General features: G+C 65.2%; 27 protein-coding genes. 12 read left to right on the forward strand and 15 right to left on the reverse strand.

Annotated features, from left to right (window positions below):
* Positions 1-56: 56 nt before the first annotated feature.
* Together argS and AC1ROK_RS14175 are read right to left on the reverse strand one after the other, a co-directional pair.
* A complete protein-coding gene (gene argS, locus AC1ROK_RS14170; protein ID WP_492847906.1) occupies positions 57-1,802 on the reverse strand; it encodes an arginine--tRNA ligase in 1,746 nt (581 codons plus the stop codon).
* Positions 1,803-1,960: 158 nt separating this feature from the next.
* Positions 1,961-3,214: a deoxyguanosinetriphosphate triphosphohydrolase gene (locus tag AC1ROK_RS14175; protein ID WP_492847908.1), complete on the reverse strand. Its 1,254-nt coding sequence runs from the start codon at positions 3,212-3,214 to the stop codon at positions 1,961-1,963.
* Between the two features lie 23 nt (positions 3,215-3,237).
* On the opposite strand from AC1ROK_RS14175, the gene AC1ROK_RS14180 reads away from it, so the two are divergent.
* The 5 genes from AC1ROK_RS14180 to AC1ROK_RS14200 all read left to right on the forward strand — a co-directional run bounded on the left by AC1ROK_RS14180 (position 3,238) and on the right by AC1ROK_RS14200 (position 7,002).
* Entirely contained in the window at positions 3,238-3,591 is a 354-nt protein-coding gene (locus tag AC1ROK_RS14180; protein WP_055880047.1) for a HesB/IscA family protein, read from the forward strand.
* 80 nt (positions 3,592-3,671) lie between these two features.
* Complete coding sequence (locus AC1ROK_RS14185; RefSeq protein WP_492847910.1) at positions 3,672-4,790, forward strand: serine hydrolase domain-containing protein; 1,119 nt, start codon at positions 3,672-3,674, stop codon at positions 4,788-4,790.
* Between the two features lie 88 nt (positions 4,791-4,878).
* Complete coding sequence (locus AC1ROK_RS14190) at positions 4,879-5,985, forward strand: serine hydrolase domain-containing protein (RefSeq protein ID WP_492847912.1); 1,107 nt, start codon at positions 4,879-4,881, stop codon at positions 5,983-5,985.
* A gap of 28 nt (positions 5,986-6,013) precedes the next feature.
* Entirely contained in the window at positions 6,014-6,793 is a 780-nt protein-coding gene (gene xth / locus AC1ROK_RS14195; RefSeq protein WP_492847914.1) for an exodeoxyribonuclease III, read from the forward strand.
* 11 nt (positions 6,794-6,804) lie between these two features.
* Positions 6,805-7,002, forward strand: coding sequence for a hypothetical protein (locus tag AC1ROK_RS14200; RefSeq protein ID WP_492847916.1), 198 nt, complete (start codon positions 6,805-6,807; stop codon positions 7,000-7,002).
* Between the two features lie 2 nt (positions 7,003-7,004).
* Here AC1ROK_RS14200 and AC1ROK_RS14205 read toward each other — a convergent pair whose 3' ends face one another.
* From AC1ROK_RS14205 to AC1ROK_RS14220, 4 genes are all read right to left on the reverse strand, one after another.
* On the reverse strand, positions 7,005-7,235 hold the full coding sequence (locus AC1ROK_RS14205; RefSeq protein WP_492847918.1) for a hypothetical protein: 231 nt from the start codon (positions 7,233-7,235) through the stop codon (positions 7,005-7,007).
* A gap of 116 nt (positions 7,236-7,351) precedes the next feature.
* Entirely contained in the window at positions 7,352-8,098 is a 747-nt protein-coding gene (locus tag AC1ROK_RS14210) for a tetratricopeptide repeat protein (protein ID WP_492847920.1), read from the reverse strand.
* 85 nt (positions 8,099-8,183) lie between these two features.
* Complete coding sequence (gene ilvD, locus AC1ROK_RS14215) at positions 8,184-9,908, reverse strand: dihydroxy-acid dehydratase (protein WP_492847922.1); 1,725 nt, start codon at positions 9,906-9,908, stop codon at positions 8,184-8,186.
* A gap of 569 nt (positions 9,909-10,477) precedes the next feature.
* Complete coding sequence (locus tag AC1ROK_RS14220; RefSeq protein ID WP_492847924.1) at positions 10,478-12,637, reverse strand: esterase-like activity of phytase family protein; 2,160 nt, start codon at positions 12,635-12,637, stop codon at positions 10,478-10,480.
* Between the two features lie 163 nt (positions 12,638-12,800).
* Between AC1ROK_RS14220 and AC1ROK_RS14225 the strand changes: the two genes are divergently transcribed.
* From AC1ROK_RS14225 to AC1ROK_RS14235, 3 genes are read left to right on the forward strand one after another with little or no spacing between them, the layout of a single operon-like run.
* Complete coding sequence (locus AC1ROK_RS14225; protein ID WP_492847926.1) at positions 12,801-15,200, forward strand: ATP-dependent helicase; 2,400 nt, start codon at positions 12,801-12,803, stop codon at positions 15,198-15,200.
* Complete coding sequence (locus AC1ROK_RS14230) at positions 15,197-15,655, forward strand: thiol-disulfide oxidoreductase DCC family protein (protein WP_492847928.1); 459 nt, start codon at positions 15,197-15,199, stop codon at positions 15,653-15,655. Before AC1ROK_RS14225 ends, AC1ROK_RS14230 begins: the two co-directional genes overlap by 4 nt.
* Before the next feature lie 58 nt (positions 15,656-15,713).
* Positions 15,714-16,172, forward strand: a complete 459-nt coding sequence (locus AC1ROK_RS14235; RefSeq protein ID WP_492847930.1) for a hypothetical protein — start codon at positions 15,714-15,716, stop codon at positions 16,170-16,172.
* 13 nt (positions 16,173-16,185) lie between these two features.
* On the opposite strand, the gene AC1ROK_RS14240 is transcribed toward AC1ROK_RS14235, so the two are convergent.
* From AC1ROK_RS14240 to AC1ROK_RS14250, 3 genes are read right to left on the reverse strand one after another with little or no spacing between them, the layout of a single operon-like run.
* Positions 16,186-16,638 (reverse strand): nuclear transport factor 2 family protein, encoded by a 453-nt coding sequence (locus AC1ROK_RS14240; protein WP_492847932.1) that lies wholly within the window; start codon positions 16,636-16,638, stop codon positions 16,186-16,188.
* A 57-nt stretch (positions 16,639-16,695) separates the two neighbouring features.
* On the reverse strand, positions 16,696-17,157 hold the full coding sequence (locus AC1ROK_RS14245; RefSeq protein ID WP_492847934.1) for a DUF5680 domain-containing protein: 462 nt from the start codon (positions 17,155-17,157) through the stop codon (positions 16,696-16,698).
* Between the two features lie 11 nt (positions 17,158-17,168).
* Positions 17,169-18,104, reverse strand: a complete 936-nt coding sequence (locus AC1ROK_RS14250; protein WP_492848375.1) for a DMT family transporter — start codon at positions 18,102-18,104, stop codon at positions 17,169-17,171.
* Between the two features lie 221 nt (positions 18,105-18,325).
* Between AC1ROK_RS14250 and cls the strand changes: the two genes are divergently transcribed.
* From cls to AC1ROK_RS14265, 3 genes are all read left to right on the forward strand, one after another.
* Positions 18,326-19,774 (forward strand): cardiolipin synthase, encoded by a 1,449-nt coding sequence (cls, locus tag AC1ROK_RS14255; RefSeq protein ID WP_492847936.1) that lies wholly within the window; start codon positions 18,326-18,328, stop codon positions 19,772-19,774.
* Positions 19,775-19,810: 36 nt separating this feature from the next.
* Positions 19,811-20,524, forward strand: coding sequence for an endonuclease/exonuclease/phosphatase family protein (locus AC1ROK_RS14260; RefSeq protein ID WP_492847938.1), 714 nt, complete (start codon positions 19,811-19,813; stop codon positions 20,522-20,524).
* 69 nt (positions 20,525-20,593) lie between these two features.
* Positions 20,594-21,472 carry a 50S ribosomal protein L11 methyltransferase gene (locus AC1ROK_RS14265; protein WP_492847940.1) on the forward strand — a complete coding sequence of 293 codons (879 nt, stop codon included), beginning with the start codon at positions 20,594-20,596 and terminating at the stop codon, positions 21,470-21,472.
* A gap of 319 nt (positions 21,473-21,791) precedes the next feature.
* On the opposite strand, the gene AC1ROK_RS14270 is transcribed toward AC1ROK_RS14265, so the two are convergent.
* The gene (locus tag AC1ROK_RS14270; protein ID WP_257720968.1) at positions 21,792-21,926 is read right to left on the reverse strand and encodes a hypothetical protein; all 135 of its coding nucleotides are present in this window, start codon (positions 21,924-21,926) and stop codon (positions 21,792-21,794) included.
* Positions 21,927-22,066: 140 nt separating this feature from the next.
* Entirely contained in the window at positions 22,067-22,195 is a 129-nt protein-coding gene (locus AC1ROK_RS14275) for a hypothetical protein (protein ID WP_492847942.1), read from the reverse strand.
* Between the two features lie 137 nt (positions 22,196-22,332).
* Between AC1ROK_RS14275 and AC1ROK_RS14280 the strand changes: the two genes are divergently transcribed.
* The gene (locus AC1ROK_RS14280) at positions 22,333-24,165 is read left to right on the forward strand and encodes an aminopeptidase P family protein (protein ID WP_492847944.1); all 1,833 of its coding nucleotides are present in this window, start codon (positions 22,333-22,335) and stop codon (positions 24,163-24,165) included.
* A 48-nt stretch (positions 24,166-24,213) separates the two neighbouring features.
* On the opposite strand, the gene AC1ROK_RS14285 is transcribed toward AC1ROK_RS14280, so the two are convergent.
* From AC1ROK_RS14285 to AC1ROK_RS14300, 4 genes are all read right to left on the reverse strand, one after another.
* A complete protein-coding gene (locus AC1ROK_RS14285) occupies positions 24,214-24,705 on the reverse strand; it encodes a YqhG/Tai3 family protein (protein WP_492847946.1) in 492 nt (163 codons plus the stop codon).
* Between the two features lie 80 nt (positions 24,706-24,785).
* A complete protein-coding gene (locus tag AC1ROK_RS14290) occupies positions 24,786-24,929 on the reverse strand; it encodes a hypothetical protein (protein WP_492847948.1) in 144 nt (47 codons plus the stop codon).
* 2 nt (positions 24,930-24,931) lie between these two features.
* Positions 24,932-25,234, reverse strand: coding sequence for a hypothetical protein (locus AC1ROK_RS14295; RefSeq protein WP_492847950.1), 303 nt, complete (start codon positions 25,232-25,234; stop codon positions 24,932-24,934).
* A gap of 8 nt (positions 25,235-25,242) precedes the next feature.
* Positions 25,243-26,520: a hypothetical protein gene (locus tag AC1ROK_RS14300; protein ID WP_492847952.1), complete on the reverse strand. Its 1,278-nt coding sequence runs from the start codon at positions 26,518-26,520 to the stop codon at positions 25,243-25,245.
* Positions 26,521-26,572 lie beyond the last annotated feature (52 nt).

Consider the following 26,572-nt stretch of genomic DNA (forward strand, 5'->3'; position numbering starts at 1 on the left):
GCTCGCCTTGACCCCCGCCGAGCAAGCCGGCCACTCTAGCAACCAATGCGCCGGAATTATGAAAGCTCCTCCGGCGCACTAACACCAAGCAGGGTCAAGCCGTTAACGAGCACCTGACGCACGGCACCGACAAGGGCGAGTCGGGCCGAAGTCAGCATTGAATCATCGGCGTTAACAAAGCGTAAGGCAACATCCTGGTTACCCCTCGCCCAGAAGCCATGAAACGCAGCCGCAAGTTCATAGAGGTAGAACGCGACGCGGTGCGGCTCATGGGCACTTGCGGCCGAAGCAACGATACGCGGCCACTGCGCCAGCGCCTTGATCAGTTCGAGATCAGCCTCAGAAGCCAAGAGGGAAATATCTGCCTTGGCCAGCGCTTCGACCGATATGTCGAGCTCAGGCATTTCCTCGGCGACCTTGCGGAACACCGAGTACGTCCGGGCGTGCGCGTACTGCACGTAGAACACCGGGTTGTCGCGGGTCTGTTCCTTGACTACCGCGAAGTCGAAATCCATCGCCGCGTCATTCCGCCGGTAGAGCAGCATGAAGCGGGTGGCATCGGGGCCCACCTCCTCCACCACATCCGACAGCAGCACCAGGTCGCCCGAGCGCTTCGACATCTTGAACGGCTCGCCGTTCTTCATCAGCCGCACCAGCTGGCAGATGCGCACGTCGATATCGGCCGCGCCATGCGACACCGCCTTCACCGCCGCCTTCAGCCGCGACACGTAGCCCGAGTGGTCGGCGCCCAGCACGTTGACCATGTGCTTGAAGCCGCGCAGGTACTTGTTGCGGTGGTAGGCGATATCGGCCGCGAAATAGGTGTAGGCGCCGTTCGACTTGACCAGCGGCCGATCGACATCGTCGCCATAATTGGTGGCACGGAACAGCGTCTGCTCACGATCCTCCCAGTCCTCGGGCGTCTTGCCCTTGGGGGGATCGAGCCGGCCCTGGTAGATCATGTCTTCCGCGCGCAACCAGTCGAGCGTGGTGTCGATATCGCCGCCCTGCCCGTGCAGTTGGCGCTCCGAGAAGAACACGTTGTGGTGGATGTTGAGCTTGGCGAGATCGGCCCGGATCAGGTCCATCATCGCCGCCAGCACCCGATCCTTGACAAGCGCCAGCGCTTCCGGCTCCGGCTTCTTGAGCAGGCCATCGCCGAACTCGGCCTTCAGCGCCTCGCCGACCGGGATCAGGTAATCGCCGGGATAGAAGCCGGACGGGATCTCGATCGTCTCGCCCAGCGCCTCGCGGTAGCGCAGCATGGTGGATTTGGCCAGCGTGTCGATCTGGCTGCCGGCGTCGTTGATATAGTACTCGCGCGTCACCTCGTAGCCCGAATAGGCCATGAGCGAGGCCAGCGCATCGCCGAACACGGCGCCACGGGTATGGCCCACATGCATCGGCCCGGTCGGGTTGGCCGAGACGTACTCGACATTCACCCGCTCGCCGCCGCCAACGTTCGACTTGCCGAAGTCGCCACCCTGTGTGCCGATCGACTTCAGCACCTCGTGCCACACCGGGGTGGCGAGCCGGAAGTTGATGAAACCGGGGCCCGCGACCTCCACCGAGGTCACGTCCTTGTCTGCCTTGAAATGCTCGGCGAGCGCTGTCGCCACCTCGCGCGGGTTCTTGCCGAGGGGTTTGGCTACCACCATGGCGGCGTTGGTCGAGAGGTCCCCATGCGCGGCGTCTCGCGGCGGCTCGACCACGATGCGCGACAGAGCTTCCTCGCTGATCGAGGGATAGAGCCCGGTAAGGGCGTCGGCGACACGGGCGGCAAACAACGCGAAGACGTTCATATTGGTCTCTTGGGTGCCATGATTGGCAGGGTCGGCTTACCCCCCAGGTCATTCCCGCGAAAGCGGGAAACTCTGTTTGCGGTGGCTCGGCAACATCCGAAACGGAGGTTCCCGCTTTCGCGGGAATGACCCGGTGCATATGGCGGGCTGCGCTGCCCCTACCGCAACTGGCCCGCACCGTCAAACAGCCGGGCATGCTGCTCCAGCGCGTAGGGGTCGGTCATCCCGGCGATGAAGTCGGCTACGACACGGGCCCGGGCGGCGCGATCGGCGGTATGGCGGACCGCATCGCCCCACCGCCCCGGCATGGCGCCGGTGACCAGATAGTGGTCGAACAGCATGCCCACCACCGTCTGGCTATGTCGCACCGGGCCCATCACCTGTTCGCTGCGATAGACCCGTTCGAACAGGAAGCGCTTCAGCCCCTGCTCGGCGTCGTGCACCGGTCGCGAGAAGCGGATCAGCGTGCGCCCGGCATTGCGGACGTCGTCGGCCGATTGCGGGGCAACCTCGGCGATGGCGCGGCCGCTTTCGGCGATCACATCCTCGATCTGCACCGTGATCAGCCGGCGCTGCACCTCATGCGCCTGCCGGCTTCGCTCGATGTCTGGCCAGCGCTCCAGCACCTCGCGCACCAGCGGGCCGACCAGCGGCACATCCGTGAGGTCCGGCAGCCGGATCAGCCCGGCCCGCAGCGCATCGTCGATATCGTGCGAGTTGTAGGCGATGTCGTCGGCGATGGCGGCCGACTGCGCCTCGAGGCTGGCATAGCTCCAGGCCATCAGGTCGGCACTGGCGGGGATGTCGTTGAGCCCCGGCGGCAACGGCTTGTCGGCGCGCAACGGCCGGCCCTGCCGATCCGTCAGCGGACCATTATGCTTGAGTATGCCCTCGAGCGCTTCCCAGCTGAGGTTCAGCCCGTCATGCTCGGCATAGCGGTTCTCCAACCGCGTGACGACGCGGATCGCCTGCATGTTGTGGTCGAACCCGCCCCACTCGGCCATCTTGTCATGCAACACCCGCTCGCCGGCATGGCCGAACGGGGTATGGCCGAGGTCATGCGCCAGCGCCACCGCTTCGGCCAGATCCTCATCCAGCGCCAGGGCGCGGGCGATCGAGCGGGCCATCTGGCTGACTTCCAGCGTGTGGGTCAGCCGGGTGCGGTAGTGCTGGCCTTCGTGATGCAGGAATACCTGGGTCTTGTGCTGCAGCCGGCGGAACGCCGCGGAGTGCACGATCCGGTCGCGATCCCTCTGGAACTCCGAGCGCGTCGGGCTCGAACCCGGCGCAAACAGCCGGCCGCGGCTCTCGGAGGGATCGGAAGCATAGGCGGCGCGTTCACCCATTATGCAGCCAAGACCCTTTTCATCGTCGTCTAACGATATTAGATTTGCTTTCCAGCGCTGCCCCATGCCGGGCGGCCGAAAGGTACCTGATGTCTGAAGCTGCTCTAGCACCGAACAATGTCATTTTGACAGACCGCGCCGCCAAGAAGATCGGCCGCATCCTCGCCAAACAGGGCGAAGGCACGGTGCTGCGCATCGTGGTGGCGGGAGGCGGCTGTTCCGGCTTCCAGTACGAGTACAAGCTGGGCAAGGAAACCCCGGCCAACGACGACCTGGTGCTGACCAAGGACAACGCCACGGTGCTGATCGATTCCCTCAGCCTCGAGTTCATGGGCGGGGCCGAGATCGACTATGTCGATGACCTGATCGGCCAGAGCTTCCAGATCAAGAACCCCAACGCTGTCGCCGGCTGCGGTTGCGGCACCAGCTTCGCCGTCGCCTGAACCCATCATTGGAGGCGTTGCCGGCCTTGCCTCGCTAGCATCGCGTCGCTAGCGTCCGCCCCGAATTGGGGAGGCAGACCATGAACTTGTCTGAGCGGCTGGACGCGGCTGCGATGGGTGCGATCGATGCACGGCGCATCGTCGGCTCGGTCATCATCGTCTGCCGGCACGGCGAACTCGTCTACCAGGCCCCGCATGGCCTCGCGGATCGCGAAAGCCAGCGTCCGATGACGCTCGACACGATCTTCCGTTTCTCGTCCCTCACCAAGCCGGTCGTGGCGGCGAGCATCCTCGCGCTGATCGAGGACGGGAAGCTCGATCTCGACGCGCCGATCACCGATCACCTGCCGGACTTTCGGCCGCGCCTCGCCGACGGGACCCAGCCGACCATCACCATCCGGCAGTTGCTCACGCACACTTCCGGCCTCTCCACCGCGTCGATACTCACCCCGGCGGAGGCGGCAGCCGGCGTGAACCGCTGGCGGCTTGGCGACGACGCCATCATCGCGCGCATCGGCGCGCTGCCCCTGCTGTTTGCCCCTGGCGCCGGCTGGGCTTACGGGCCATCCATCGACATTCTCGGCCACGTCGCCGGGCGCCTGGTCGGCGGACGGCTGGAAGACGCAATCCAGCACTATGTGACCGGCCCATTGGGCATGATCGACACGGGCTTCACCGTGCGCGACCTATCGCGGCTGGCAGCCCCCTACGCCGACGGAGCCGATGGCCCCGAGCTGATGGGCCCGCTGCACACCATCCCCAATCCCTGGGGCAGCACAACAAGCTACGACCCCGATCGGATCTTCGATGCAGCGGCCTTTCAGTCGGGCGGTGGCGGAGCGGCCGGCAGCGGCCCCGACTTCATGCGGCTGCTGGAGGCATTGCGCACTGGCGGGGCGATCCTGCGGCCCGAGACAGCGAAGCTTGCTCTTTCCAACCAGACCCCTCAGTTGACCCAGGCGGTCTCACCCGGCTGGCAATTCTGCCTGTTCGGCGCCTGGCTCGACGATCCCTCGGCCGCCGGCGTCCCGGCTCCCCGCGGCATGGTGCGGTGGGGCGGCATCTATGGGCACAACTGGTTCATAGATCCCGCCGCAGGCCTCAGCGTCGTTTCCATGAGCAATACCGGGCTCGAGGGATCGGACGGCCGGTTCCGGGACGACATTCTGCAAGCCGTTTACCGTGACTCTCCCGCCTGATCCACTGGTCGGTTAGGCATTTCGGCGGCTTGCATTTTGCCGCGCCAAACCGTTAGCGTCCTTCCTAATCTGGGGAGGATTCATGAGTTTGCAGTCGAAAATTGACGCGGCAATCGACGCCGCGCTGGTGAGCCGCATTGTCGGTTGCGTCGTCCTGGTCAACCAGGGCGGCAAGGAGATTTACGCCCGCACCGCCGGGCTGGCCGATCGCGAGGCCAACCGTAAGCTCGAGCGCAACGCCATCTTCCGCCTCGCCTCGGTGACTAAGCCGATCGTCGCCACCGCGGCGCTCAAGATGATGGAAGCGGGCCTGCTTCAGCTCGACGATCCGGTCAGCAAATACCTGCCCTATTTCACCCCGGCGAGCCCCGACGGCGTGGTCCGGCCGATCACGCTGCGGCAGCTGTTCGCCCACAGCTCAGGTCTGACCTACGAGACCACGCCGGCCGATGTCGCGCCCGGAATGTCCGGTCCCTACATCTCGCTCGAGGAGAACCTTCGCCGGCTGGCGCGCGCCCCGCTCGCCTTCGCACCGGGCACCGCCTGGGGCTACGGCACCAGCATCGACGTGCTGGGCGGCGTGATCGCCGCCATCAACGGCTCGACGCTCGAGGCCGCCGTGGTCAAGTATGCCGCCGGCCCGCTCGACATGGTCGATTGGCGCTTCACCCCGACCGATGCCACCCGTGTGGCCGCCAACTACGCCAATGGCAATCCGCCGGAAGCGCCGGTGACGCCGCCGGCGCGGATCACCGAGGAAAACTCGCAGGGCACCGGCTGGCAGGTCGATCGCATCTTCCGCGCCGATGCCCCGCAATCGGGTGGCGGCGGCTCGTGCGGCACCGCCGACGACATCATGAAGATGCTCGAGGTCTACAATGGCGGCACGCACCTCTCAGCCGCGACCGTCGACGAAGCGTTCCGCAACCAGATCGGCACGCTGCCGCGGCGCGACACCGACGCCGGCAAGCGCTTCACCCTGCTCGGCGCCGTGATCGATGATCCCAAGGCGGCACGCAGCCCCTGCCCGGTCGGCACGCTCGACTGGGGCGGCGCCTGGGGGCACAACTGGATCATCGACCGCACCAACAAGCTGTCGATCGTGGTGTGCACCAATGTCGCACCCGAGGGCTGCAACGGGCCGTTCCGCGAGGACATCCGCGACGCGGTTTACGCTGGGCTCGCCAGCAAGTAGGTTTTCCTGCCATCCAAGGAGTCCCCGCATGCGCATCGCCACCTGGAATATCAACGGTGTCAAAGCTCGGCAGGGACTTCTTCTCAAATGGCTTGAAGACGTCTCGCCCGACATCGTCTGCCTGCAGGAAATCAAGTCAGTCGACGACGCCTTCCCGCGCATGGAGATCGAGGCGCTCGGCTACAATGTCGAAACGCACGGCCAGAAGAGCTGGAACGGCGTTGCGATTCTGTCCAAGCACCGGTTCGATGAAGTCACCCGGGGGCTCCCCGGCGACGACGGCGACGAGCAGTCGCGACTGATCGAAGGCGTGTTCTCGGTCGAGGGCGGCGTCGTGCGGGTGTGCTGCATCTACCTGCCCAACGGCAATCCGGTCGGCACCGACAAGTTCACCTACAAGCTCGGCTGGATGGATCGCCTGCACAGCTTCGTCGAAGGCCGCCTGGCGCTCGAGGAGCCGTTCATCCTGCTCGGCGACTACAACATCATCCCCGCAGCGATCGATGCCAAGAACCCCAAGCAGTGGGTCGGCGATGCGCTGTTCCGTCCCGAGAGCGCCGAGCGCTGGCGCGCCCTCGTCAACCTGGGGCTGACCGATGCGATCCGCGCGGTTACGGACGAGCCGTCCTACACGTTCTGGGATTTCAAGACCTTCGGCTGGGATCGCGACGACGGTATCCGCATCGACCACCTGCTGCTCTCACCGCAGGCGGCGGACCGGCTCAACGACGTTATCGTCCACCGCGAAGTGCGCGGCATGGACAAGCCCAGCGACCACGTGCCGGTCGAAGGCGACTTCGCGTTCTGAGGATGGCGAGCGTGCCCGATCTGGCCGAGATCGAGGCTACGGTGGTCCGGATGGAGGCGCGCTACCGCGCCGAGCCACTATTTGCCGTCTATCGCCGGCTTTGCACTCAGTTCGAGGCCGATCTCAGCGATCGCCGGGATCTCGCGCTCGCAAAGGCGTCGGCGCTCATGCTGGTGAAGTTTGCCGGCGAAGCGCCCGACAAACGGTGAGTTCAGCGGATATTGCCAACCGAGTTCTTGGCGGTGTCGTGCTTCGTCTTCAGCACATTGCTGACGCTCGCCTCAGCGACCTTGACGGTGCCGTCATCCTTGTTGCGATCGAGGAAATGGCTGATCGAGGCCGTCGCGACGCGGGCCTGGGCAGACACATCGTCCACGAACCCACGGACATCCTTGGGCAGCGTGATGACGACGATGAGAGCGAGAATGATCGGCAAACGCATGATGGACACCAACGGGCTAACTGTCCCGATGGTTGCCACCTCGCGGCTGAACTGCTGCTGAACGAGGCTGTCAGTTAGCCCGCGTGAGGGCTGACGCCCCTCACGCCGCGAACGGCTTACAGCCCGCCGAAGCGGGTGCCGAGCGAGTCGGCGAGTTCGACGGCCTGCTTGCGCTGCTCGGGCGTCGCGACGGACATCGCGTTGGTGAGCAGGTCGTGTATCCAGCTGTCGTCGACAGTGCCCGCAGCGCGGCGCGAGGCGACGGTGAGCCACATCAGGCCTTCGATCGGATCGGCGTCGATCCCCTCGCCGTTGAACAGCATGCTGCCGAGCTTGGCCTGTGCCCCGGCATGGCCCTTGCGGGCCGCGAGGTTGAGCCAGCGGGCGCTCTGCAGCGGATTGTCGCCGAGCTCGGCGTCGTCGAGATAGAGCTCGCCAACCTTGTACTGCGCGTCGGCGTCGCCGAAATAGGACGCGGCGTGCATGATCAGCTTGTTGGAATAGGCCTCGTTCTTGGGGATGCCGGCTTCCGGCAGGCCCTGGCGGTAATACTCGCCGATCTTGAGGAACGACTGCGCCACGATATCGGCTTCGACGCCCTTGGGGGCGGTATCGGCATGCTCGTCGGCGATCTGGCTGAAATAGCCGAACGCCTTGACCGGGTCCTTGTCGACGCCCTCGCCGCTCTCGTACATCAGCCCCAGCTGGAACAGCGCCATCGGCTGGCCGGCCAGCGCCGCATCCTCGAGCGCGGCGATCAGATCGGCGCTGGAAATGCCGCCCCCTGCCCCGTCGAGCTGGTTGGCCATGGCAAGCGCCGCATCGGCGGCCGTCTCGGGCGCAGCCGGCAGCGACGGCAGCACGCCACTCACCTGGGCGGCAGCCGGGGTGGCTACGCCCGCAATCGCGAGCGCAGCCCAAAACGCAACGGAAACAAGGGCTCCTGCCCTAAATGTCCGCATACTGCTCCTTCTCGCCCTTGGCGCCGGGGTTGGTCAGCGCGCCGTAACGCGCCGGGCCCACCAGCTGGGCATACTTCCAGATCGCGCCCGAGCCATACTCGGTTTCGCGCGGGGCCCAGCTCGTCTTGCGCCGGGCAAACTCTTCCTCCGACACGTTGACCGAAATCTCGCCGATCGTGGCGTCCAAGGTGATGATGTCACCGTCCTGAATATGGGCGATGGGGCCGCCGATCGCCGCTTCGGGGCCGACATGGCCGACGCAGAAGCCGCGGGTGGCGCCGGAGAAGCGGCCGTCGGTGATGAGCGCAACCTTGTCGCCCATGCCCTGCCCGTAGAGCGCTGCCGTGGTCGACAGCATCTCGCGCATGCCGGGGCCGCCCTTCGGGCCTTCGTAGCGGATGACGAGCACGTCGCCTTCCTTGTAGGTCCGCTTCTCGACTGCCTCGAAGCACTTCTCTTCGGTGTCGAAGACGCGGGCCGGCCCGACGAAACGCAGGTTCTTGAGGCCCGCCACCTTCACGATGGCGCCGTCGGGCGCGAGGTTGCCACGCAGCGACACCACGCCGCCGGTCGGCGAGATCGGGTTCGAGGTGGTGCGGATCACGTCCTGCTCGGTGTTGAACTTCACCTTCGCGAGGTTCTCGGCAACCGTCTTGCCGGTGACCGTCATGCAGTCGCCGTGCAGATACCCGCCATCGAGCAGCGCCTTCATCACCAGCGGGATGCCGCCGGCCTCGAACAGGTCCTTGGCGACATATTTGCCGCCCGGCTTCAGGTCGCCGATATAGGGGGTCTTCTTGAAGATCTCGCCGACGTCGAACAGGTCGAAATCGATGCCCGCCTCATGCGCCATCGCCGGCAGGTGCAGTGCGGCGTTGGTCGAACCGCCGGTAGCGGCGACGGTCATGGCGGCATTCTCGAATGCCTTGCGGGTGACGATGTCGCGCGGACGGAGCTGCACCTTGAGCAGTTCCATCACCTGCTCGCCGGCGGCGGCGCAGAGCGCGTCACGAATTTCGTACGGGGCCGGAGCGCCGCAACTATACGGCAGTGCAAGCCCGATAGCTTCCGCCACCATGGCCATGGTGTTGGCGGTGTACTGGCCGCCGCAGGAGCCGGCCGACGGACAGGCGACGCGCTCGAGCTCGTCGAGGGTCTCGTCGTCCATCTTGCCGACCGAGTGCAGGCCCACCGCCTCGAACAGGTCCTGCACCACGACGTCGCGGCCACGGAAGCGGCCGGGCAGGATCGAGCCGCCATAGATGAAGATCGACGGCACGTTGAGCCGGATCATCGCCATCATCATGCCCGGCAGCGACTTGTCGCAGCCGGCCATGGCGACCAGCGCGTCATAGGAGTGGCCGCGCATCGTCAGCTCGACCGAGTCGGCGATGACGTCGCGCGAAGCCAGCGACGACTTCATGCCGGCATGCCCCATGGCGATGCCGTCAGTGACGGTGATGGTGGTGAACTCACGCGGCGTACCGCGGTTGGCGGCAACGCCCTTCTTGACCGCCTGTGCCTGGCGACCGAGCGAAATATTGCACGGTGCCGCCTCGTTCCACGCCGTCGCCACGCCGACCAGCGGCTGGTGAATCTGCTCGGTGGTCAAGCCCATGGCGTAGAGATAGGAGCGATGCGGAGCGCGCTCCGGACCCTCTGTCACATGCCTGCTGGGAAGACGCGATTTATCGACGTAGTTCGATGCCATTTCTTGGTCCCGCTTGCCCGGCCGCTGTTCTCCGGCGCCCCTCGCAAGGCGCCGTTTATGGGGTTTCGGCCTGACAAGCCACAAGGGCGGGGAGCACACGAATGGTTCGCTGCGAAAGCAAATGGCTTCCACATTCCTCGCTGCCCGTCCGAGATTTGTCCTCTGCTTCTTTTAGGGTCACATTGTGGCGGCGATCCTCAGCAAAACGTTGACCGCCAGGCGGCCAAATCGGGATTCGACCTTGCTGTTGCAAAAACGTCACGGGCGATTCATTGGGCGTTCAGGATGGGGGCTAGGCGGCGGCTTGCGCTCGCCTTTCAATCCTCCACCGGCCGTCATCCCGACGAAAGTCGGGACCCAGTGTTCCGCCGGCTCCATCACCTCCAACCTCACCGACCCGTCCGTGATGGACCGGCACGGTTCGCGCTTGGTGAACGGTTCGAGCAGTAGGTCCCCGTCGCGGGGATGACGCCAGTGAGTGAGGCCAATGCGGCCCCGCCCCCCCAAAACGAAGCGGAGCCGGCCCTTTCGGACCGGCCCCTGAGCCCCGCGAGCAGGAGGCTGTTCGGTTACTGGATCGTGCCGACCGACCAGAAGAACGTCTCGCCCGAGGAGTCGGCGACGCCGTCATTGTCGGTGATGACGTAGCCGGTGCCGTCGGCGCCGATGGCGAAGCTTTCGACCTTGTCGACGACGTAGCCGTTGTTGGAAGCGAGGTCGGGGATGAAGTCGCGAACTTCTTGTTTGGTGACCACCGGCAGCTCGCCGCCGATTTCGGCGCCGACCAGCGCCGAGACCGGAACGCGGTAGAGCTTCTTCAGCGCGGCCTTGAGCGCGATCTGGTTGTCGCGCTCGACGATGTAGACGTAGTCGCCATGCGCGGTGATTTCGGAGAGACCGTTCCAGGCGCCTTCGGCCGCTGCTTCGAGCGGGTAGCGGACGGCCGACCAGGTCTTGTCCTTGGTGTTGTAGCCCAGGAGCTTCACCTGGCCCTTCGGATCATCCTTCCACTCGCGCTGGATCGCCACCCACAGGGTGTCGCCAACCTTGGTGACGCCCTCGGCGCCATAGCGGATCTCGTTCGGCAGCAGCGCCTCGGGGAACGCCACCTCCTCGGTGATCTTGCCCTCGGCATCGACGCGATACAGCGCATGCGGCGTCAGCTTGTCGCTGCGGCCTTCCGAGGCCACCCAGAAACCGCCCTCACCGTCGAGCGTGATGCCCTCGAGATCGAGCTTCTGCGCCGCGTCGCCACCGCGGGTGATGACGGTTTTCTTGACGATCTTCGCCGGCTTGGCGGTGGCGTCGATCTCATAGATCGCCGGCTGGGCCGAGAGCACACTGTCGCTGACGGCGTAGAGGATCCCCGGCTTCTCGGCGTCGCCCACGGCGCCCGAGATGGCGGCCCAGCCGATCGGCTTGCCGTCGGCATCGAGGTCGGAGATCAGCTGCGGGTAGGCCGCTTCGCCTTCGCCGAGCTCGTAGAGCATGACGTGCGAGCCGGCGAGGCCATCAGCGCGGAGGTCCGTCTCGTTCGCCGTAACGAACAGGTTACGCTGGGGGATGGCAACCGACCCTTCCGGGCCGATGCCGGAGGGCAGCGACTGCAGGTATTCCGGCTGGGCCCCGGTGTCCTTGTACACCGCGACCAGCGACGCGCGTTCCTCTGCGACGAACAGGTAGGAGGTATCGCCGTAGGTGGCGGCCTCGAGGCCCTCGGGCTCGACGCCCTTCTTGTTGCGCGCATCCGGATAGTGGCCGAGGCGGGCCGCCTCATACTCCATCGACGGGCCGCTCTCGTAGGCGACAGTGCCGTCCTTGTTGAAGATGGTGAAGCTGCGCGAGCCGCCCTTCCAGTCGCCTTCATTGGCGACGACCAGGCGGTTGTCGTCGAGCCACTTCACCGCGTCCGGCTCACGGGCGACGTCTTCCAGCTTGCCGGTGAACTTGAGCGCGCCATCCTTCTTGGTGTCGATGCCATCGAGGCTGACGGTGCCGGCCGAGAAATGCGACTTCACCGCGCCGGTCTTGCCGTCGACGATGACGATCTCGTTGTTCTCCTGCAGAGTCACCGCGACTTCGTCGAGGCCATTGAAGCTCACATACTCGACTTCCGGATCCTCCGGCGCGATAGCCGCGAGGCCGGTCAGTTCAACCTTGGAAAGGCTCTCGGGATCGAGCGCGCCGCCGTTGATCGACAGCAGCACCAGGTAGCCGCCCGGCGCCTGCGGGATGGCGCCGTCGTTCACGTCCTCGTCGCGCTCGTTCTCGATGGCAATGGCAAGGATCGTCCCGGCGGCATTGTGGGCGATCGAGTCGGGCTGGCCGCCTAGCTCGACAGTGCTTTCGATGGCCTTGGTGCCGAGGTCGACAACGACCAGCTTGCCCGACGGATTGGCCTTGCTCTCGGAGGTATTGACCGCGGCGTAGACCTTGTTGCCGACGATGGTCACCGAGGTGGGCTCGCCGTCGAGCGCCAGGAAGCCTGCGGCCTTCGGGGCCTTGGCGTCGGTGATATCGATGAAGCCGATGCCGCCGGCCGGGCTGTCGGAATAGACGAGCGTCAGGCCGTCTTCCGAGGCGGTGATGATTTCCGACGAGGTCGCCTCGGCCTCGGGGTTGTTCAGCTCGACCGGGAAGCTGGCGATCCGGTTGAACACCGGAGCGGCATAGGCCGAGGTGGCGAGAAGGCCAGCGGTGAGGCCGAGGAGAATGGATTTGAACTGCATTGTTGGCGCCCCTGAAAATCGAGGGCTTCGGCTTAGGCACGCCGCACAACGGCCACATGACAATGCGGTGACAGATCTGTGACAGCCCCTCGCCGCATATACATCAGGGCTTGCACTCCCTATATTCGCCAATGAGAACGAAACAGGATTCGTCGTTTCCCTTATGGCAGCAGAACCGCAGCGCCTCGACCGCCCGCAGGCGGGCTCGATCACCAGCCAGTTTGGCCGGGGAGCGGCGACGCCCGACTACCTGAAGGGCCTCAACGAGGAGCAGCGCGACGCCGTGCTGACCACCGAGGGCCCGCTGCTGGTGCTCGCCGGCGCCGGCACCGGCAAGACCCGGGTGCTGACCACCCGCATCGCTCACATCCTGAACTCCAGGAAAGCCTGGCCGTCCGAGATCCTGTCGGTGACCTTCACCAACAAGGCCGCGCGCGAGATGAAGGAGCGCATCGGTGCGCTGGTCGGCTCGGGCGTCGAGGGCATGCCCTGGCTCGGCACCTTCCACTCGATCGGCGCGCGCCTGCTGCGGCGTCACGCCGAGCTGGTAGGGCTGCGCTCGGATTTCACCATCCTCGATACCGACGACCAGATCCGGCTGATCAAGCAGTTGCTGGAAGCCGCCAACATCGACGAGAAGCGCTGGCCGGCCAAGCAGTTCGCCGGGATGATGGACAACTGGAAGAACCGCGGCCAGCTGCCCGCCGACGTGTCGATGGCCGACCGTGCGGCATTTGCCAATGGCCGGATCCCCGACCTCTACCAGCAGTACCAGGATCGGCTGAAGACGCTGAACGCCACCGATTTCGGCGACCTGCTGCTGCTCTGCATCAAGCTGTTCCGCGAGTACCCCGACGTGCTGGCTGAGTATCACCGGCGCTTCAAATACATCCTCGTCGACGAGTACCAGGATTCGAACATCGCGCAGTACCTGTGGCTGCGCCTCCTCGCGCAGGGCAAGCCCGCCTCGGAGGCGAACCTCTGCGTGGTGGGCGACGACGACCAGTCGATCTATGGCTGGCGCGGCGCCGAGGTCGACAACATCCTCCGCTTCGAGAAGGATTTTCCGGGCGCCAAGGTGATCCGGCTCGAGCGCAACTACCGCTCGACCAGCAACATCCTGAAGGCCGCCTCGCACCTCATCGCCAACAATGAGAGCCGGTTGGGCAAGACGCTGCAGACCGATGTCGGCGAGCCGGGCGAGCTAGTGATGGTCACCTCGGTGTGGGATTCCGACGAAGAAGCCCGCCAGGTCGGCGAGGAGATCGAGCAGTTCCAGCGCCAGGGCGAGGCGCTGAATTCGATGGCCATCCTGGTGCGCGCGTCGCACCAGATGCGCGCCTTCGAAGAGCGCTTCATCACCCTCGGCCTCAACTACCGGGTCATCGGCGGCCCGCGCTTTTACGAGCGCAAGGAAATCCGCGATGCGCTGGCCTATCTCAGGCTGGTATTCAATCCGACAGACGACCTCGCCTTCGAGCGCATCATCAACACGCCCAAACGTGGGCTGGGCGACTCGACGTTGCAGATCCTTCACGATGCGGCCCGCCACCAGGGGTCTTCGTTGACCGGCGCGGTACGGGCATTGATCCAGACCGAGGAACTGAAGCCGAAGCAGCGCACCACGCTGCGGCAATTGATGGATCAGTTCGACGACTGGTCCCAGCGCGCACGCGCCCTGCCCTCGGACGATTCGCTGGAAGACGAGGTGGGATCGCCGGCGCGCAGGGAACCGCCGCATGTGGCGCTGGCCCAGCAGGTGCTCGACGAGTCCGGCTACACCGAGATGTGGCAGAACGACAAATCCGCCGAATCCGAAGGTCGCCTCGAGAACCTGAAGGAACTGGTGAATTCGATGGGCGAGTTCGACTCGCTCGGCGGTTTCCTCGAGCACGTCTCGCTGGTGATGGACCGCGACACCGGCGAGGCCGACGACGCCGTGTCGATCATGACGCTGCACTCGGCCAAGGGGCTGGAGTTCGAAACCGTGTTCCTCCCCGGTTGGGAGGAGGGCCTGTTCCCCAGTCAGCGCACCCTTGATGAGAGTGGCCGCGCCGGGCTCGAGGAAGAGCGCCGGCTCGCCTATGTCGGCCTGACCCGGGCCCGCAAGCGCCTGCGCGTCTCGGTGGCGCAGAACCGGCTGACGCATGGCCTCTGGCAATCGGCAATCCCGTCGCGCTTCCTCGACGAACTGCCGGCGGCAGCAGTCGAGGTGAAGGATACCGGCTCGGCCTATGGCGGCTATGGCTATGGCGGACGCACCGCGGGCGGCCGCTTCGATACCCGCGACCCGTTCGATTCCCTTTACGAGACCCCCGGCTGGCAGCGCGCCCGCGCCCAGGCGTCGTCCCGCAAATCGGCCGGCCCGGTGACCATCGACGGCGACCTCGTCGCCCGCTCGGTCGATGACGGCCGCGGCTCGAAATACGATGTCGGCGAGCGCGTCTTCCATCTGAAATTCGGCTATGGCCGGATCGATCAGATCGAAGGCAACAAGCTGACCATCGAGTTCGAGAAAGCCGGCCGCAAGAAAGTGCTCGAGAGCTTCGTGCAGAAGCCGTGAGCGTCACGCGCGACGCCTACAGCTACCGGCACGACAACCGCGTCGTCGCGTTCGCGGACGATCATCCGGTGATGATTTACGATGGCTATTGCGGGCTCTGTTCCAGCGCCGTGCAGTTCGTGCTTCGCCATGACCGCAGCAGGGTGTTTCGCTTCATCGCCGCCCAGAGCGAACTCGGTACCTCGATCTATCGGCACTATGGCCTCGACCCGCACGACTACGAGACCTTTATCGTGCTGGCCGACGGCGTGCCGCGGTTTTCATCCGATGCTGTGATCGAGATCGGGCGACGGCTTGGCTTGCCGTGGTCGATGGGCACGGCGGCCGCCGCCCTGCCCCGCTCCGTTCGCGATGGCCTCTATTTCTGGATCGCCCGTCACCGCATGAAGCTCTTCGGCAGACGCGACACCTGCCACCTGCCGGTGCCCGACGAGCGCGACCGTTTCCTCGCCTAGCCGTTAGGGCAGAAGGCGGCTAAGCAGGTGGTGAGTTTCGCTGGAGGGGGCGTGGACGATGCCGTGGGCCGGGCCAACGAAAAGCAAGACCTCGAGCGGCCTCAGGACGGTCATCATCGTCATCGCCGCTGTCGTGATCGTCAGTCTCATCTGGGCGGCGGTCAACCTCTTTTCATCCATGGACCAGCAAGTCGGCCAGTCCCGCGCGGCGGCTGACAAGGTTGTGGCTGCGGTATCGGCAGATTGGGGGCGCGCGACCTTCGACCCACTGGCAACCGCAGAGTTCGTCACCGCCCATGCCAAGGGGCAATACGACAGCACCCGCTACCTGCAGATCCTGGGCGCGATGCAGTCCACTCGGGCCTGCGTGATGGAGGGGATGCAGATCGAGAACTGGAGCGGCTGGAGCCGGTGGAAGTGTCCAGCCGTGTTCGAGAGCGGCGAGGCGAGCCTGGTCATCACCCTGACGCTCAGCAGCGGCCAATGGCGGCTATCGGACTTCGCGGTGCAGATCTGAGCCCGGCTGTCGCCTAGCCCTCGATCATCGGCGCATGGGCCTCCTCCACGCCGGCGCGAGCGAGACGGTCGAGCGTGGCGGCGAGCAGCGTCGTGTCGGGGCAGATGATCAGGCGGGTCATCTTGCCCCATCGGATGTGGACGGCATGGATCCCCTGGTTGGTGGTCACCACCCCGTCGGTGCCGGAGTTACGCTCCCGCCACTCGACCACCGCGAGGGTGTTCCATGGCGTACCGCTGACGGTGATGCGGTCGATATCGAAGTGGATGTCGGGCAGCAGCCGATAGAGCCGCGCGTACCAGCTGCTGGTCTGGTTGAGCGTAGTGCGGCGCCCGCCGAGTGCGCTCATGCCGAGGAAGATGTGCTCGAAGGTCGGCGCGAAGCCATCGAGAACGGGCCGTGCATCGCCGCGATTGACGGCGTCGAACAGCCCCGCGACAACCCGTCGGACGATTGCATGGTACATCGGCGCTCTCCTGTTTGCCGATGATATGGTGTTGCGATTGGCGTTTTGCTGCAGCGGCTAGGGCTTCACCAGTCCGCCGAAATAATCGAGCGCGTAGGCCTCGACGCCGCCGACCTCGATCGCTTCCCGTCCATGAAAATGCGCTGCGTCGCCGGTCGAGGTGTCGCGATAGATGCCATGCGGACCGCTCCACTCGAAGCCACCCAGGAAGCGGCCTTCGGCGTACACGGCGGAGAGCGCTGCCTTGATCGTCGCGCCGGCGCGACTGGCATCGATCAGGTCGGGGCGAAGGACGTAGCCATAGTAGTTCATCGCCCAGACCGGCTCACCCCGTAACCACACGGTTTCCTGTCCGAGGAAGTCGGTTCCGCCGAAATAGCTGTCGCGATAGGACCAGTCGCCGTCGGCAAAGGTGAGGTCGTGCGCGCCAGCGCGGCTTGCCGCGGCTCTGACGCCGTCACCGACATAGGTCTGGCGCTTGGCGAGCACGATGAAGCGATCGAGGGCGACGATGTCCATTCGCTGGCTCCTCACTGCGGCGGCGTCACTTCGCTTGAGCGCTTGCGCTCGAGGCCCAGCCGGTGTTCGCGGTAGATGATGAACAGGCCGGAGCCGACGACGATCAGCCCGCCGACCAGCATTTCGATGGTCGGGATATCCTTGAAGAAGAAGTAGCCGACGATGATCGAGAGGATCAGCGAGGCATATTCGAACGGCGCCACCACCGACATGTCGGCGTGGCGGTAGGACTCGGTGAGCAGGATCTGCGCGATGCCGCCCAGGATGCCGGCCGTCGCCAGCATGGCAAACTGCTCGAGCGTCGGCATCACCCAGCCGAGCGGCAGCGTGCACAGGCCGATCAGCGACGAAGCGACTGAGAAGTAGAGTACGATGGTGGCGGAACGCTCGGTCTGCACGAGCTTGCGCACCAGCATCATCGCAGTGGCGGCAAAACAGCAGGCGATCAGCGCCGAGATGGCGCCCAGCGTCGCCCCGCTCATGTCCTCGAAGCCATCAGAGAACACGGTGAAGCGCGGCCAGATGATGATGATCACGCCAACCAGCCCGACGATGACGGCGCTCCAGCGATAGAGCCGCACCTGCTCGTGGTAGAATACCGCGCTGAACACCACGATCAGCAGCGGCGTCGCGTAGCTGATGGCGATCGACTCGGGGAGCGGCAGCTGCGTCAGTGCATAAAAGCCGAACACCATGCCGCCGGTACCGACGAGACCGCGCCACAGGTGACTGAGCGGATGGCTGGTCTTGAGTCCCACCCCGAGCTCGCCGCGCGCAATCAGGTAAACGATGATCGGCAGGATGGCGAAGAAGGAGCGAAAGAACACCAGCTCGCCCGTCGGGATCTCGTCCGACGCCTTGAGCAGGCTCGACATGCCCAGGAAGACACAGACCGAGCTGAGCTTGAACCCGATCCCCGCCATTGCGTTATTGGGGGACGAGTGCATGGGCGACGACACGAGGGCAATCTTTCGACAGGCGGGAAAGCGGACGATAACGATCCGCCGCTACATTCGCGGGCTTCGACGCCCCGTGCAACACTTGATCGCAGCTGAGTCCTTCGAACTGCCTTATGCCGCGTTGGATATTAGTCGTAGGGAGCGCTTCGAGGAAAGTTGCAGGCTTTTCCATTTCGAATGCGCCGGAAATCAACGAGCCAGGGGCGCCAATGACCGACATGACTGAGGCAGTCGAAACCGTCGTCGAGAGCATCCCCATCATCGCGATGGTCCTCGCCGGCTTCTACGCCCTGGCCATTATCTGCGCAGCGCGCGAGATCAGCGCCTCGCGGACCTCGCAGGGCTCGATCGCCTGGCTGGTGTCGCTGGCCTTCCTCCCCTTCCCCACCACCATCATCTACCTGGTGTTCGGCTGGAAGCATTTTGACAGCTATGCCCAGACCCGCATGCAGGTGCGCGCCTCGCGGCTGATCCGCAGCGAAGACCTGGCGGTGATCGACCGGGACGCGGGCGCGAGCTGGCCGGTGCAGCGCCGCGCCGCCGGCATGCCGTTCCTTGCCGGCAACACGGCGGAGCTATTGGTGGATGGCGAGGCGACGTTCGAATCGATCTTCGAGGGCATCGCCACCGCCAAAACCTACGTTCTGGTGCAGTTCTACATTCTGAAGGCCGATGCACTGGGCCAGCGGCTGGCTGCCGCGTTGATGGAGCGGGCGCGCGCTGGGGTGGCCGTCTACCTGCTCTACGACGATGTCGGCAGCAGCGGCCTGTCTCGCGAGTATAAGGACCGGTTGTGGGCCGAGGGCATCAAGATCTTCGGCTTCAATCACCGGCACAGGTTTCTGAGACTGTTCGGTCCGATGCGGATCAACTACCGCAACCACAGGAAATCCGTGGTGGTGGACGGCAAGGTCGCCTGGACCGGCGGCGCCAATATCGGCGTCGAGTATCTGGGTGAGGACAAGCGCTTCGGGCCCTGGCGCGATACGCAGCTGAAGCTAGAGGGGCCGGCGGCATCGTCGGTGGCGCTGATCTTTCAGGAGGATTGGCTCTGGGCTACCGGCGAGATCCTCAACCTGCCGCCGCCCGTTCCGGTGGACGAGCCGGGACACGTTTCGGCGCTGGTGATGGCGACTGGTCCCGCCGACAAGCTCGAGGCGTGCGCCATCGCCTTCGCCGACGTGATCGGCCAGGCGCAGCAGCGGCTCTGGATCGTCAGCCCCTATTTCGTGCCGGATACCGACATGCGGACCGCGCTCTATGCGGCGATCCTGCGCGGCGTCGACGTGCGCATCATGCTGCCGGCCAAGCCCGACCATCTGCTCGTCTGGCTCGCCAGCAACGCCCATGCCGACGCCATGGTAGAACACGATATCGCCATCTACCGCTACCAGAAGGGTTTCCTGCACCAGAAGGTGCTGCTGATGGACGACAAGATCGCCACGGTCGGTACGGTGAACTTCGACAATCGCTCGTTCGCCATCAATTTCGAGATGACGGTGTGGATGCCGGACCCCGGCGTGATCACTGCCGTGGAGAAAATGCTGGAAACCGATTTTGCCAATTGCCGCCTAGTGACAAAGGATGAGGTGCTGAAGCGCCACCCGATCCCCCGCTTCATCTCACAGGCCGCCCGGCTGTTCTCGCCCATCCTTTAGCTCACGCCGACCCTTTAGCTCACGCCCTTGGGACCAATGATCAAAGTCGCCTCATACAACATCCGAAAAAGCATCGGCACCGACCGGCGCCGTCAGCCCGAGCGTATCATGAAGATCCTCGCCGAGGTCGATGCCGATATCGTGGCGCTGCAGGAAGTGGACCGCCGCTTCGGCGAGCGCGCCACCACGCTCTCGCCCGACCTGATCGTCGACTACACCAACTACATGCCGGTGCGCTTCGGCATCCGTGAACAGAGCCTCGGCTGGCACGGCAACGTGCTGCTGGTGAAGAAGGGCATCGAGGTTCGCAACCCGCAACGCATCGAGCTGCCGGCGTTCGAACCGCGCGGCGCAGTGATGGCCGATGTGATGATCGGCGGCATCGCCATGCGCGTCGTCGGCATGCACCTGGGATTGCTCGGCAATTCGCGCATGAAGCAGGCCGACGCCATCGTCGCCCATCTCGAAAGGCTCGAGCAGCATATGCCGACCGTGATCATGGGCGACCTCAACCAGTGGGCCGAGGACGGCAAGTGCCTCGTCGCCTTTGCGAGGCACCACGACGTGATCCCGCTGGGGCCGAGCTTTCACTCGCGCCGACCGATGCTGCAGCTCGACCGCATCATCACCAGCCGCGATTTCAAGCTGGAATCGGCGGGGGTGCACCGCACCGCGCTGGCGCGCACCGGCTCCGATCATCTGCCGGTCTGGGCCAGCCTGTCGCTTGAGCGCGCCGAAGCTGCCGCTTAACGCTGCGCACGGCGGACCATTGACTTAGCGCGCCGCTGCCCCGAAACAGCGGCGAACAGGACATTTCGCATGACGCTCTCGCAACTCTCAGTGCCGCTGACCAAGGACCAGGCCTATGCGCTGGTCGACGCCGTCATGGCCCGCCAGGACATCTCTCCCATCGCCATCACCGCTTCGGCGCACGAGAACGAAGACACCGGTGAGTGGGTGTTCGAGGCGACCTGCGACAGCGAGCCGGATGTCGAGGCGTTCAACCAGATCGCGCGCGAGACGCTGGGCGGCAATGTGAGCTTTGCCGTCGAGGCGATCGACCCGACGGTCAACTGGGTGGCGAAATCGCTCGAGGGGCTGCAGCCGGTGGTCGCCGGCGGGTTCTACGTGCATGGCAGCCACGAGGAGAGCCCGCCCCCTGCCGGCCTCACCGCCATCCGCATCGACGCCGCGCAGGCGTTCGGCACCGGCCACCACGAAACCACCACCGGTTGCCTCGAAGCGATCGACCGGGCGCTGAAGCGCAAGCGTTATCGCTCGATGCTCGATGTGGGCACCGGCACGGGCGTGCTGGCGATCGCCCTGGCCAAGCGCACCCACCTGCCGGTGCTGGCCAGCGATATCGACCCGATCGCCGTGGCCACCACGGTGGAAAATGCGCGCGATAACGGCGTCGGCCGCTACATCATCGCCTTCGAGGCGACGGGGCTCGACCACCGGCAGATCGCCGCCGGCGCGCCCTACGACATGATCGTCGCCAACATCCTCGCTGGTCCGCTGGTGGCGCTGGCCCCCGGCATGCGCAGAATCACCGGCATCGGCGCCACCGTCATCCTCTCAGGCATTCTCAACACCCAGGCCAACCGGGTGATTTCAGCCTATTCGCAGCAGGGCATCGTACTGCGCCAGCGCATCGTCAAGAAGGAATGGACGACGCTGGTGCTGGAGCGGGTTTAGGCCGCTACTGACAGCCCAAGACTCGGTGTCATATGCGCCATGCGCGCCCCAAGCTCGGTGTCATCCCTGCGAAAGCAGGGACCCAACTTGCCGCAGCGCAGGTGGATGGATGGGTCCCTGCTTTCGCAGGGATGACAGCCGGTGGGTGGGCACGATCGGTGGAGATACCTCAGGATGGGCCCCGGCCTTCGCCTTCGCCGGGGTGGCGCTGTGGTTGTGGTGGCATCTCGCCAACGCACCAAAAGCAAAGTCCCCGGACCTCACGATCCGGGGACTCGTCAAAACGCATAGTCCAACCCCGCGCTGGCGCGCGTCGGTTTTAGTTCGGGCGCTTGGTCAGCGCGCCGAGCAGCAGGTGTTCACGGCTGCGACCGACGCTGCGGGTGGCCTCGCGGCCCCGCGCTTCGATGACGCTGCCGAGCGCCTTGCGGAAATCGTTCTTGCTCTCGGGCATCTTGTTCTCCCGGTTCCTTCACTAGGTCGAGCTTCTCTCGACGTTCGGTATGTAGTGCGGACGGAGCCCGCGGGTAAGTCCTTGCTGCGAAAGGCAGCCATGCCAATTGTGCAGGGCGGCTTAACAACGGGTGAATCGGCTCAAGGCCGCCACTTGCTCCGCACCGGGTTGGCCCGGAGGTATTCGGTGACGTGGCGCTGCGCCTGTCTGGTGCGACCTTCGATCATCGATTCGAACACGCGACGGAATAGGGTCTTTCGTTCAGTCATCTCGTTCTCCCTGAGGGAACCCCGGCGTGCCAAATGCCGCCAGCCCGCTGAACCGGGAATGAATGGGCCGGCGCGGCTTTTGCGGGCCACCCTCCTCTGTTAGGGTCCGCGCCATTCTCCTCCCCGGCAAAAACATCATGACCGACAGCGACTTCGCCCCGACCGTCTACCAGAGCTTCGACATCCGCACCGACCCCAAGACCGTGGCGCCACGTCTCAAGGCGCTGCGCGCCGCCATGCGGGATGCCGGCGTGGACGCTTTCCTGGTGCCGCGCACCGATGCGCATCGCGGCGAGATGGTGCCCGAGAGCGAGGCGCGCCTCGCCTATGTCACAAGCTTCACCGGTTCGGCCGGCCTCGCCATCATCGGGGCCAAGAAGGCCGCACTGTTCGTGGACGGCCGCTACACTCTGCAGGCGCCGGCGGAGACCGACACCAAACTGATCACCGTGCTGGAGGCCAGCCAGGGCGGGCTATCGCCCAAACTCGCCGATTTCGTGCCCAGGAACGGCAAGCTTGGGTTCGACCCATGGCTGCATACGCCGAGCGAGATCGCCGACCTCGAGAAGAAGCTGAGCGGCAAGGCGACGCTGGTGCCGGTCGCCAATCTCGTCGACCAGACCTGGACGGACCGCCCTCTTCCGCCGAACGCCGCGATCGAGTTCCTCGGCCATAACCGAGCCGGCAAGACCGCGCCCGACAAGCTGGCCGAGATTCGCGCCACCATGGGCGAGGACAATGCCGACGCCCTGGTGTTGACGGTGCCGGAATCGATCAACTGGCTGTTCAATCTGCGCGGCCGCGACGTGCCGCATGTGCCCGTGGTGCTGTGCTTCGCGCTGGTGCCGAAATCCGGCATGCCGACGCTGTTCTTCAACAAGGAGAAGATCACGCCCGAGTTGCGCCACGGCCTCGAGGGGCTGGCCAAGGTCGCCGATGTCACCACCATGGTCGCCGCGCTGCGCAAGCTCGGCGCCGGCGACAAGCGAGTGATGCTCGACCCGGCAACGGTACCGGTCGCGGTAGCGCAGGCGATCGGTGGCGTCAGCGAGGCGACGCTGATCGAGCGGCGCGACCCCGTGCTGCTGCCCAAGGCCCGGAAGAACGACGCCGAGCTCGCCGGCATGCGCGAGGCGCACAAGATCGACGGCGTGGCGATGGCGCGCTTCCTCCACTGGTTCGACCAGGAGGCGCCCAAGGGCAAGCTCGACGAGATCGGTGTCGCCACCGCGCTCGAGAGTTTCAGGCGCGAGGAATCCGGTCTGGTCGATATCAGCTTCGACACCATCTCGGGCGCCGGCCCGAATGGCGCGGTGATCCACTACCGGGTCGACGAGAAGACCAACCGGCAGCTGAAGCCGGGCGAGCTGATGCTGGTCGATTCCGGCGCGCAATACCTGTCGGGCACCACCGACATCACCCGCACCATGTTCACCGGCAAGGCCACGGCCGAGCAGAAGGATCGTTTCACCCGCGTGCTGCGCGGTATGATGGCCATCTCGATGACGCGCTTCCCCAGGGGCACGACCGGCGCCCAGCTCGACGTGCTGGCGCGGCAGTTCCTGTGGGAAGACGGGATCAACTACAACCATGGCACCGGGCACGGCGTCGGCGCCTTCCTCTCGGTGCATGAAGGCCCGATCGGGATTTCGAGCCGCTACTCGGTGCCGTTCGAGCCAGGGATGATCACTTCGAACGAGCCCGGCTACTACAAGGCCGGCGCCTATGGCATCCGCATCGAGAACCTGCTCGTCGTGCAGGAGAGCGCTGTCGGCGGCGAGGGCAAGTTCCTCGAGTTCGAAACGCTGACGCTCGCCCCGATCGACCTGCGCCTGATCGACGAAACGCAGCTCAGCGGCCCGGAGAAGGCCTGGCTCAACGCCTACCACAAGCGCGTCTTCAAGGAGATCGGCCCGCAGCTGAAGGGCGAGGCCAAAGCCTGGCTGAAGGAAGCGACGCGGGAGATTTGAGGCCAGCCTCTCCGTGATCCTCCCCCGCGTGGCGGGGGAGGATAGCCCTCAGTTCACGCCGAACGGATCATATTGCAGCAGCCAGGACAGCAGCCAGTTCTGGCTGCCGGCGAGGGAGGCAACGTCGTCGACCTTCCAGCCGTCGGCCTCGCGTACCATGGCGACGCTGATCAGGCTCAGGTGGTCGAAATTGTGGAAGCTCACGGTGGAAACGGCGCGATCGCCGTTCAGCACCGGCTCGCCGATCACCAGATCGAGCAGCAAGGAATTCTGTCCCTCGATGAACGGGTCGAACGCCAGCATGTCGGGCGCATCCGGATCGACGGCAGCGCCCTTCTGGTCGACGCTCTGCCGCTCGATATTGGCGGCGTAGAGGTCCTTGAGCCGCGCCGAGTAGAACTGCTCGAGCCCGTCCTCGTGCTTCTGGCCGGCGCTGTAAGGCTGGTAGATCGCCTCGACCAGCGCCTTCGGATTGTCATAGGCGCTCGCCGCGCCGGTAAAGCCGATGATCAGCAGGAGACTTGCTATGATGCGACGCATGACCGCCCCGTCGTGCCCAGTTTCGATTGCACCCGGCTAGCAAGGGCTTTGGGCGCATTGAGGGCTGCGCCGTGCTGCAATCAAGGCAGCGGCGACTGCAGGATATCCAGCAGGTCGTAGCTGTAGTCAGGGCTGCCGCCCCACACGTCGTCGATCTTCCAGCCATCCTCGTCCACCAGCAGGAAGCCAAGCTCCTGCGGGGTGTCGAAGTTCCGGAAGGTCACCTTCACCACGGCCTTGCCGCCGGCCAGGGTTCGCCGATAACGAGGTCGCTGACCTGATAGTCCTGCCCGTTGATGTAGGGACCGAAATCGATGCGGCCGATCTCGCCATTCGCTTCCTGCTGATCCTTCTCGAACAGCCCGTTGAGCCGCTCGCTCTGCAGCGGCGCCTCATCGGGCGGATAGGCATTGGGGGGCATGTAGCCCGCATAAAGCGCCTCGAGCAGCGCCTTGGGGTCGGAGAACGATTGCGCGAGGACGGGTTGTCCCAGGAGCAGAAGCGCGGCGGCAGCGATCAGCAGGCGCATAACAGACCTCAGTTGAACCAGAAGGCATAGCCGATCAGCGCATCGCCGAACACCGCATTGGCCTCGGCGAACGACTCGGCGCTGGCGATCGGGCCGTCCTTGAGGAACGGCAGCGCGTCATACCCGGTGATCAGCATCACCAGGTCGGTCTTCTTGGCGCTCTCGAAATAGGCTTTGAGATCAAAACCCTTCTGGAAACGCCAGTGCGGCACCAGCAGCTTGCCGTCGAGGATCAGGTCGGCGGTGTCGAGCGTCGCCATCCACGCCTTCACCTGCGCATCGGTGATCTTGGCATCAGGCGTGATGCCGGTCTGCTTCGGGCTCGGCAGCAGCTCGCGATTATCGTCGGTCTCGGCGAGGATCGCCTCCCAGTTGCGACGGGAGAGCCCGGTGATCGCCTTGAAGCGGGCCAGCACGCGCTTCAGCCGGTCCGCATCGGTGACCGGCCAGTTGAGGTGGTGGATGGCCGCCAGCGCATCGGCAATGGCGTTGTCCGATTCCGGATCGAGCATCAGCGTGCCGGTGGAGCGGGTATATTCCTGCATCGGCAGCCCGGCGCGCGGGAACAGCCGGTGGAAGGTGGTCTCGAACAGCGCCCGGAAATCGTGTGCGAGGAGGAAATCCGCCTGCGCGGCGAGCACCTGCGAATACCCGGCAAGCCAGACCGCATCGGCCCGGTCGAAGCCGATGGTGGAATCGGGAGGTGTCGGCGGCGTCGGCGCCGGCGCGCCCGGGTCGGTCGGACCGGGCACGGTTGCCGCGCCGAACATGGCGTTGAGGACGTTGCCGATGGTCTCGGTTTCGCTGCCCTTGCCATCGCCGTCGAGATCGATCCGCACCTTCAGCACTTCGACCGGAACGACGTAGTCGCCGGTCTCGCCCGCCGTCAGCAGAGCATCGCGGGCCGCGTCCATGTCGTCGACCAGCAGTTGCAGGATAGCCCGGAACTTGTCGTAGTCGAGCGGTTCGGGGTTGGGATTGACCGGCACCGGCATGGCCAGTGGCGCCCCCATGATCGGCCCGGCATCGGGCGAAGCGAAGCCGTGGCGGTAGAGCCCCTGTCCAAAATGCTCGACACCCTGGATGAAGCTCAGCAGCCCGACGCCGAACCGCCCCTCGAGATCCTGCCGCTCGTAGAACGGCTTCAGCTCGGTAAGGCCCTGCCCGATCGTTCCCTCATAGAGGTGCTTGCGCGCCAGGTCCCCCGCCTCGCCGGCGAGCACCGGGCAAGACAGCACAGGGACGGACAGCGCCGCGCACAACACGACAGTCGCCAGTTTCAGCATCCCGGTTCTCCCTTAGAGCGCTATCAGGAAAAGTTGCAGGCTCTTCCGCCCC

Source organism: Devosia sp. GW821-FHT12F11 (assembly GCF_058806655.1).

Bases quoted from the DNA above. Each gene is read 5' to 3' on its own strand.
- argS (WP_492847906.1), bottom strand. From the start codon at position 1,802: ATGAACGTCTTCGCGTTGTTTGCCGCCCGTGTCGCCGACGCCCTTACC.
- AC1ROK_RS14175 (WP_492847908.1), bottom strand. From the start codon at position 3,214: ATGGGGCAGCGCTGGAAAGCAAATCTAATATCGTTAGACGACGATGAA.
- AC1ROK_RS14180 (WP_055880047.1), top strand. From the start codon at position 3,238: ATGTCTGAAGCTGCTCTAGCACCGAACAATGTCATTTTGACAGACCGC.
- AC1ROK_RS14185 (WP_492847910.1), top strand. From the start codon at position 3,672: ATGAACTTGTCTGAGCGGCTGGACGCGGCTGCGATGGGTGCGATCGAT.
- xth (WP_492847914.1), top strand. From the start codon at position 6,014: ATGCGCATCGCCACCTGGAATATCAACGGTGTCAAAGCTCGGCAGGGA.
- AC1ROK_RS14205 (WP_492847918.1), bottom strand. From the start codon at position 7,235: ATGCGTTTGCCGATCATTCTCGCTCTCATCGTCGTCATCACGCTGCCC.
- ilvD (WP_492847922.1), bottom strand. From the start codon at position 9,908: ATGGCATCGAACTACGTCGATAAATCGCGTCTTCCCAGCAGGCATGTG.
- AC1ROK_RS14220 (WP_492847924.1), bottom strand. From the start codon at position 12,637: ATGCAGTTCAAATCCATTCTCCTCGGCCTCACCGCTGGCCTTCTCGCC.
- AC1ROK_RS14225 (WP_492847926.1), top strand. From the start codon at position 12,801: ATGGCAGCAGAACCGCAGCGCCTCGACCGCCCGCAGGCGGGCTCGATC.
- AC1ROK_RS14235 (WP_492847930.1), top strand. From the start codon at position 15,714: ATGCCGTGGGCCGGGCCAACGAAAAGCAAGACCTCGAGCGGCCTCAGG.
- AC1ROK_RS14240 (WP_492847932.1), bottom strand. From the start codon at position 16,638: ATGTACCATGCAATCGTCCGACGGGTTGTCGCGGGGCTGTTCGACGCC.
- AC1ROK_RS14245 (WP_492847934.1), bottom strand. From the start codon at position 17,157: ATGGACATCGTCGCCCTCGATCGCTTCATCGTGCTCGCCAAGCGCCAG.
- AC1ROK_RS14250 (WP_492848375.1), bottom strand. From the start codon at position 18,104: ATGCACTCGTCCCCCAATAACGCAATGGCGGGGATCGGGTTCAAGCTC.
- cls (WP_492847936.1), top strand. From the start codon at position 18,326: ATGACCGACATGACTGAGGCAGTCGAAACCGTCGTCGAGAGCATCCCC.
- AC1ROK_RS14260 (WP_492847938.1), top strand. From the start codon at position 19,811: ATGATCAAAGTCGCCTCATACAACATCCGAAAAAGCATCGGCACCGAC.
- AC1ROK_RS14265 (WP_492847940.1), top strand. From the start codon at position 20,594: ATGACGCTCTCGCAACTCTCAGTGCCGCTGACCAAGGACCAGGCCTAT.
- AC1ROK_RS14270 (WP_257720968.1), bottom strand. From the start codon at position 21,926: ATGCCCGAGAGCAAGAACGATTTCCGCAAGGCGCTCGGCAGCGTCATC.
- AC1ROK_RS14275 (WP_492847942.1), bottom strand. From the start codon at position 22,195: ATGACTGAACGAAAGACCCTATTCCGTCGCGTGTTCGAATCGATGATC.
- AC1ROK_RS14280 (WP_492847944.1), top strand. From the start codon at position 22,333: ATGACCGACAGCGACTTCGCCCCGACCGTCTACCAGAGCTTCGACATC.
- AC1ROK_RS14285 (WP_492847946.1), bottom strand. From the start codon at position 24,705: ATGCGTCGCATCATAGCAAGTCTCCTGCTGATCATCGGCTTTACCGGC.
- AC1ROK_RS14295 (WP_492847950.1), bottom strand. From the start codon at position 25,234: ATGCGCCTGCTGATCGCTGCCGCCGCGCTTCTGCTCCTGGGACAACCC.
- AC1ROK_RS14300 (WP_492847952.1), bottom strand. From the start codon at position 26,520: ATGCTGAAACTGGCGACTGTCGTGTTGTGCGCGGCGCTGTCCGTCCCT.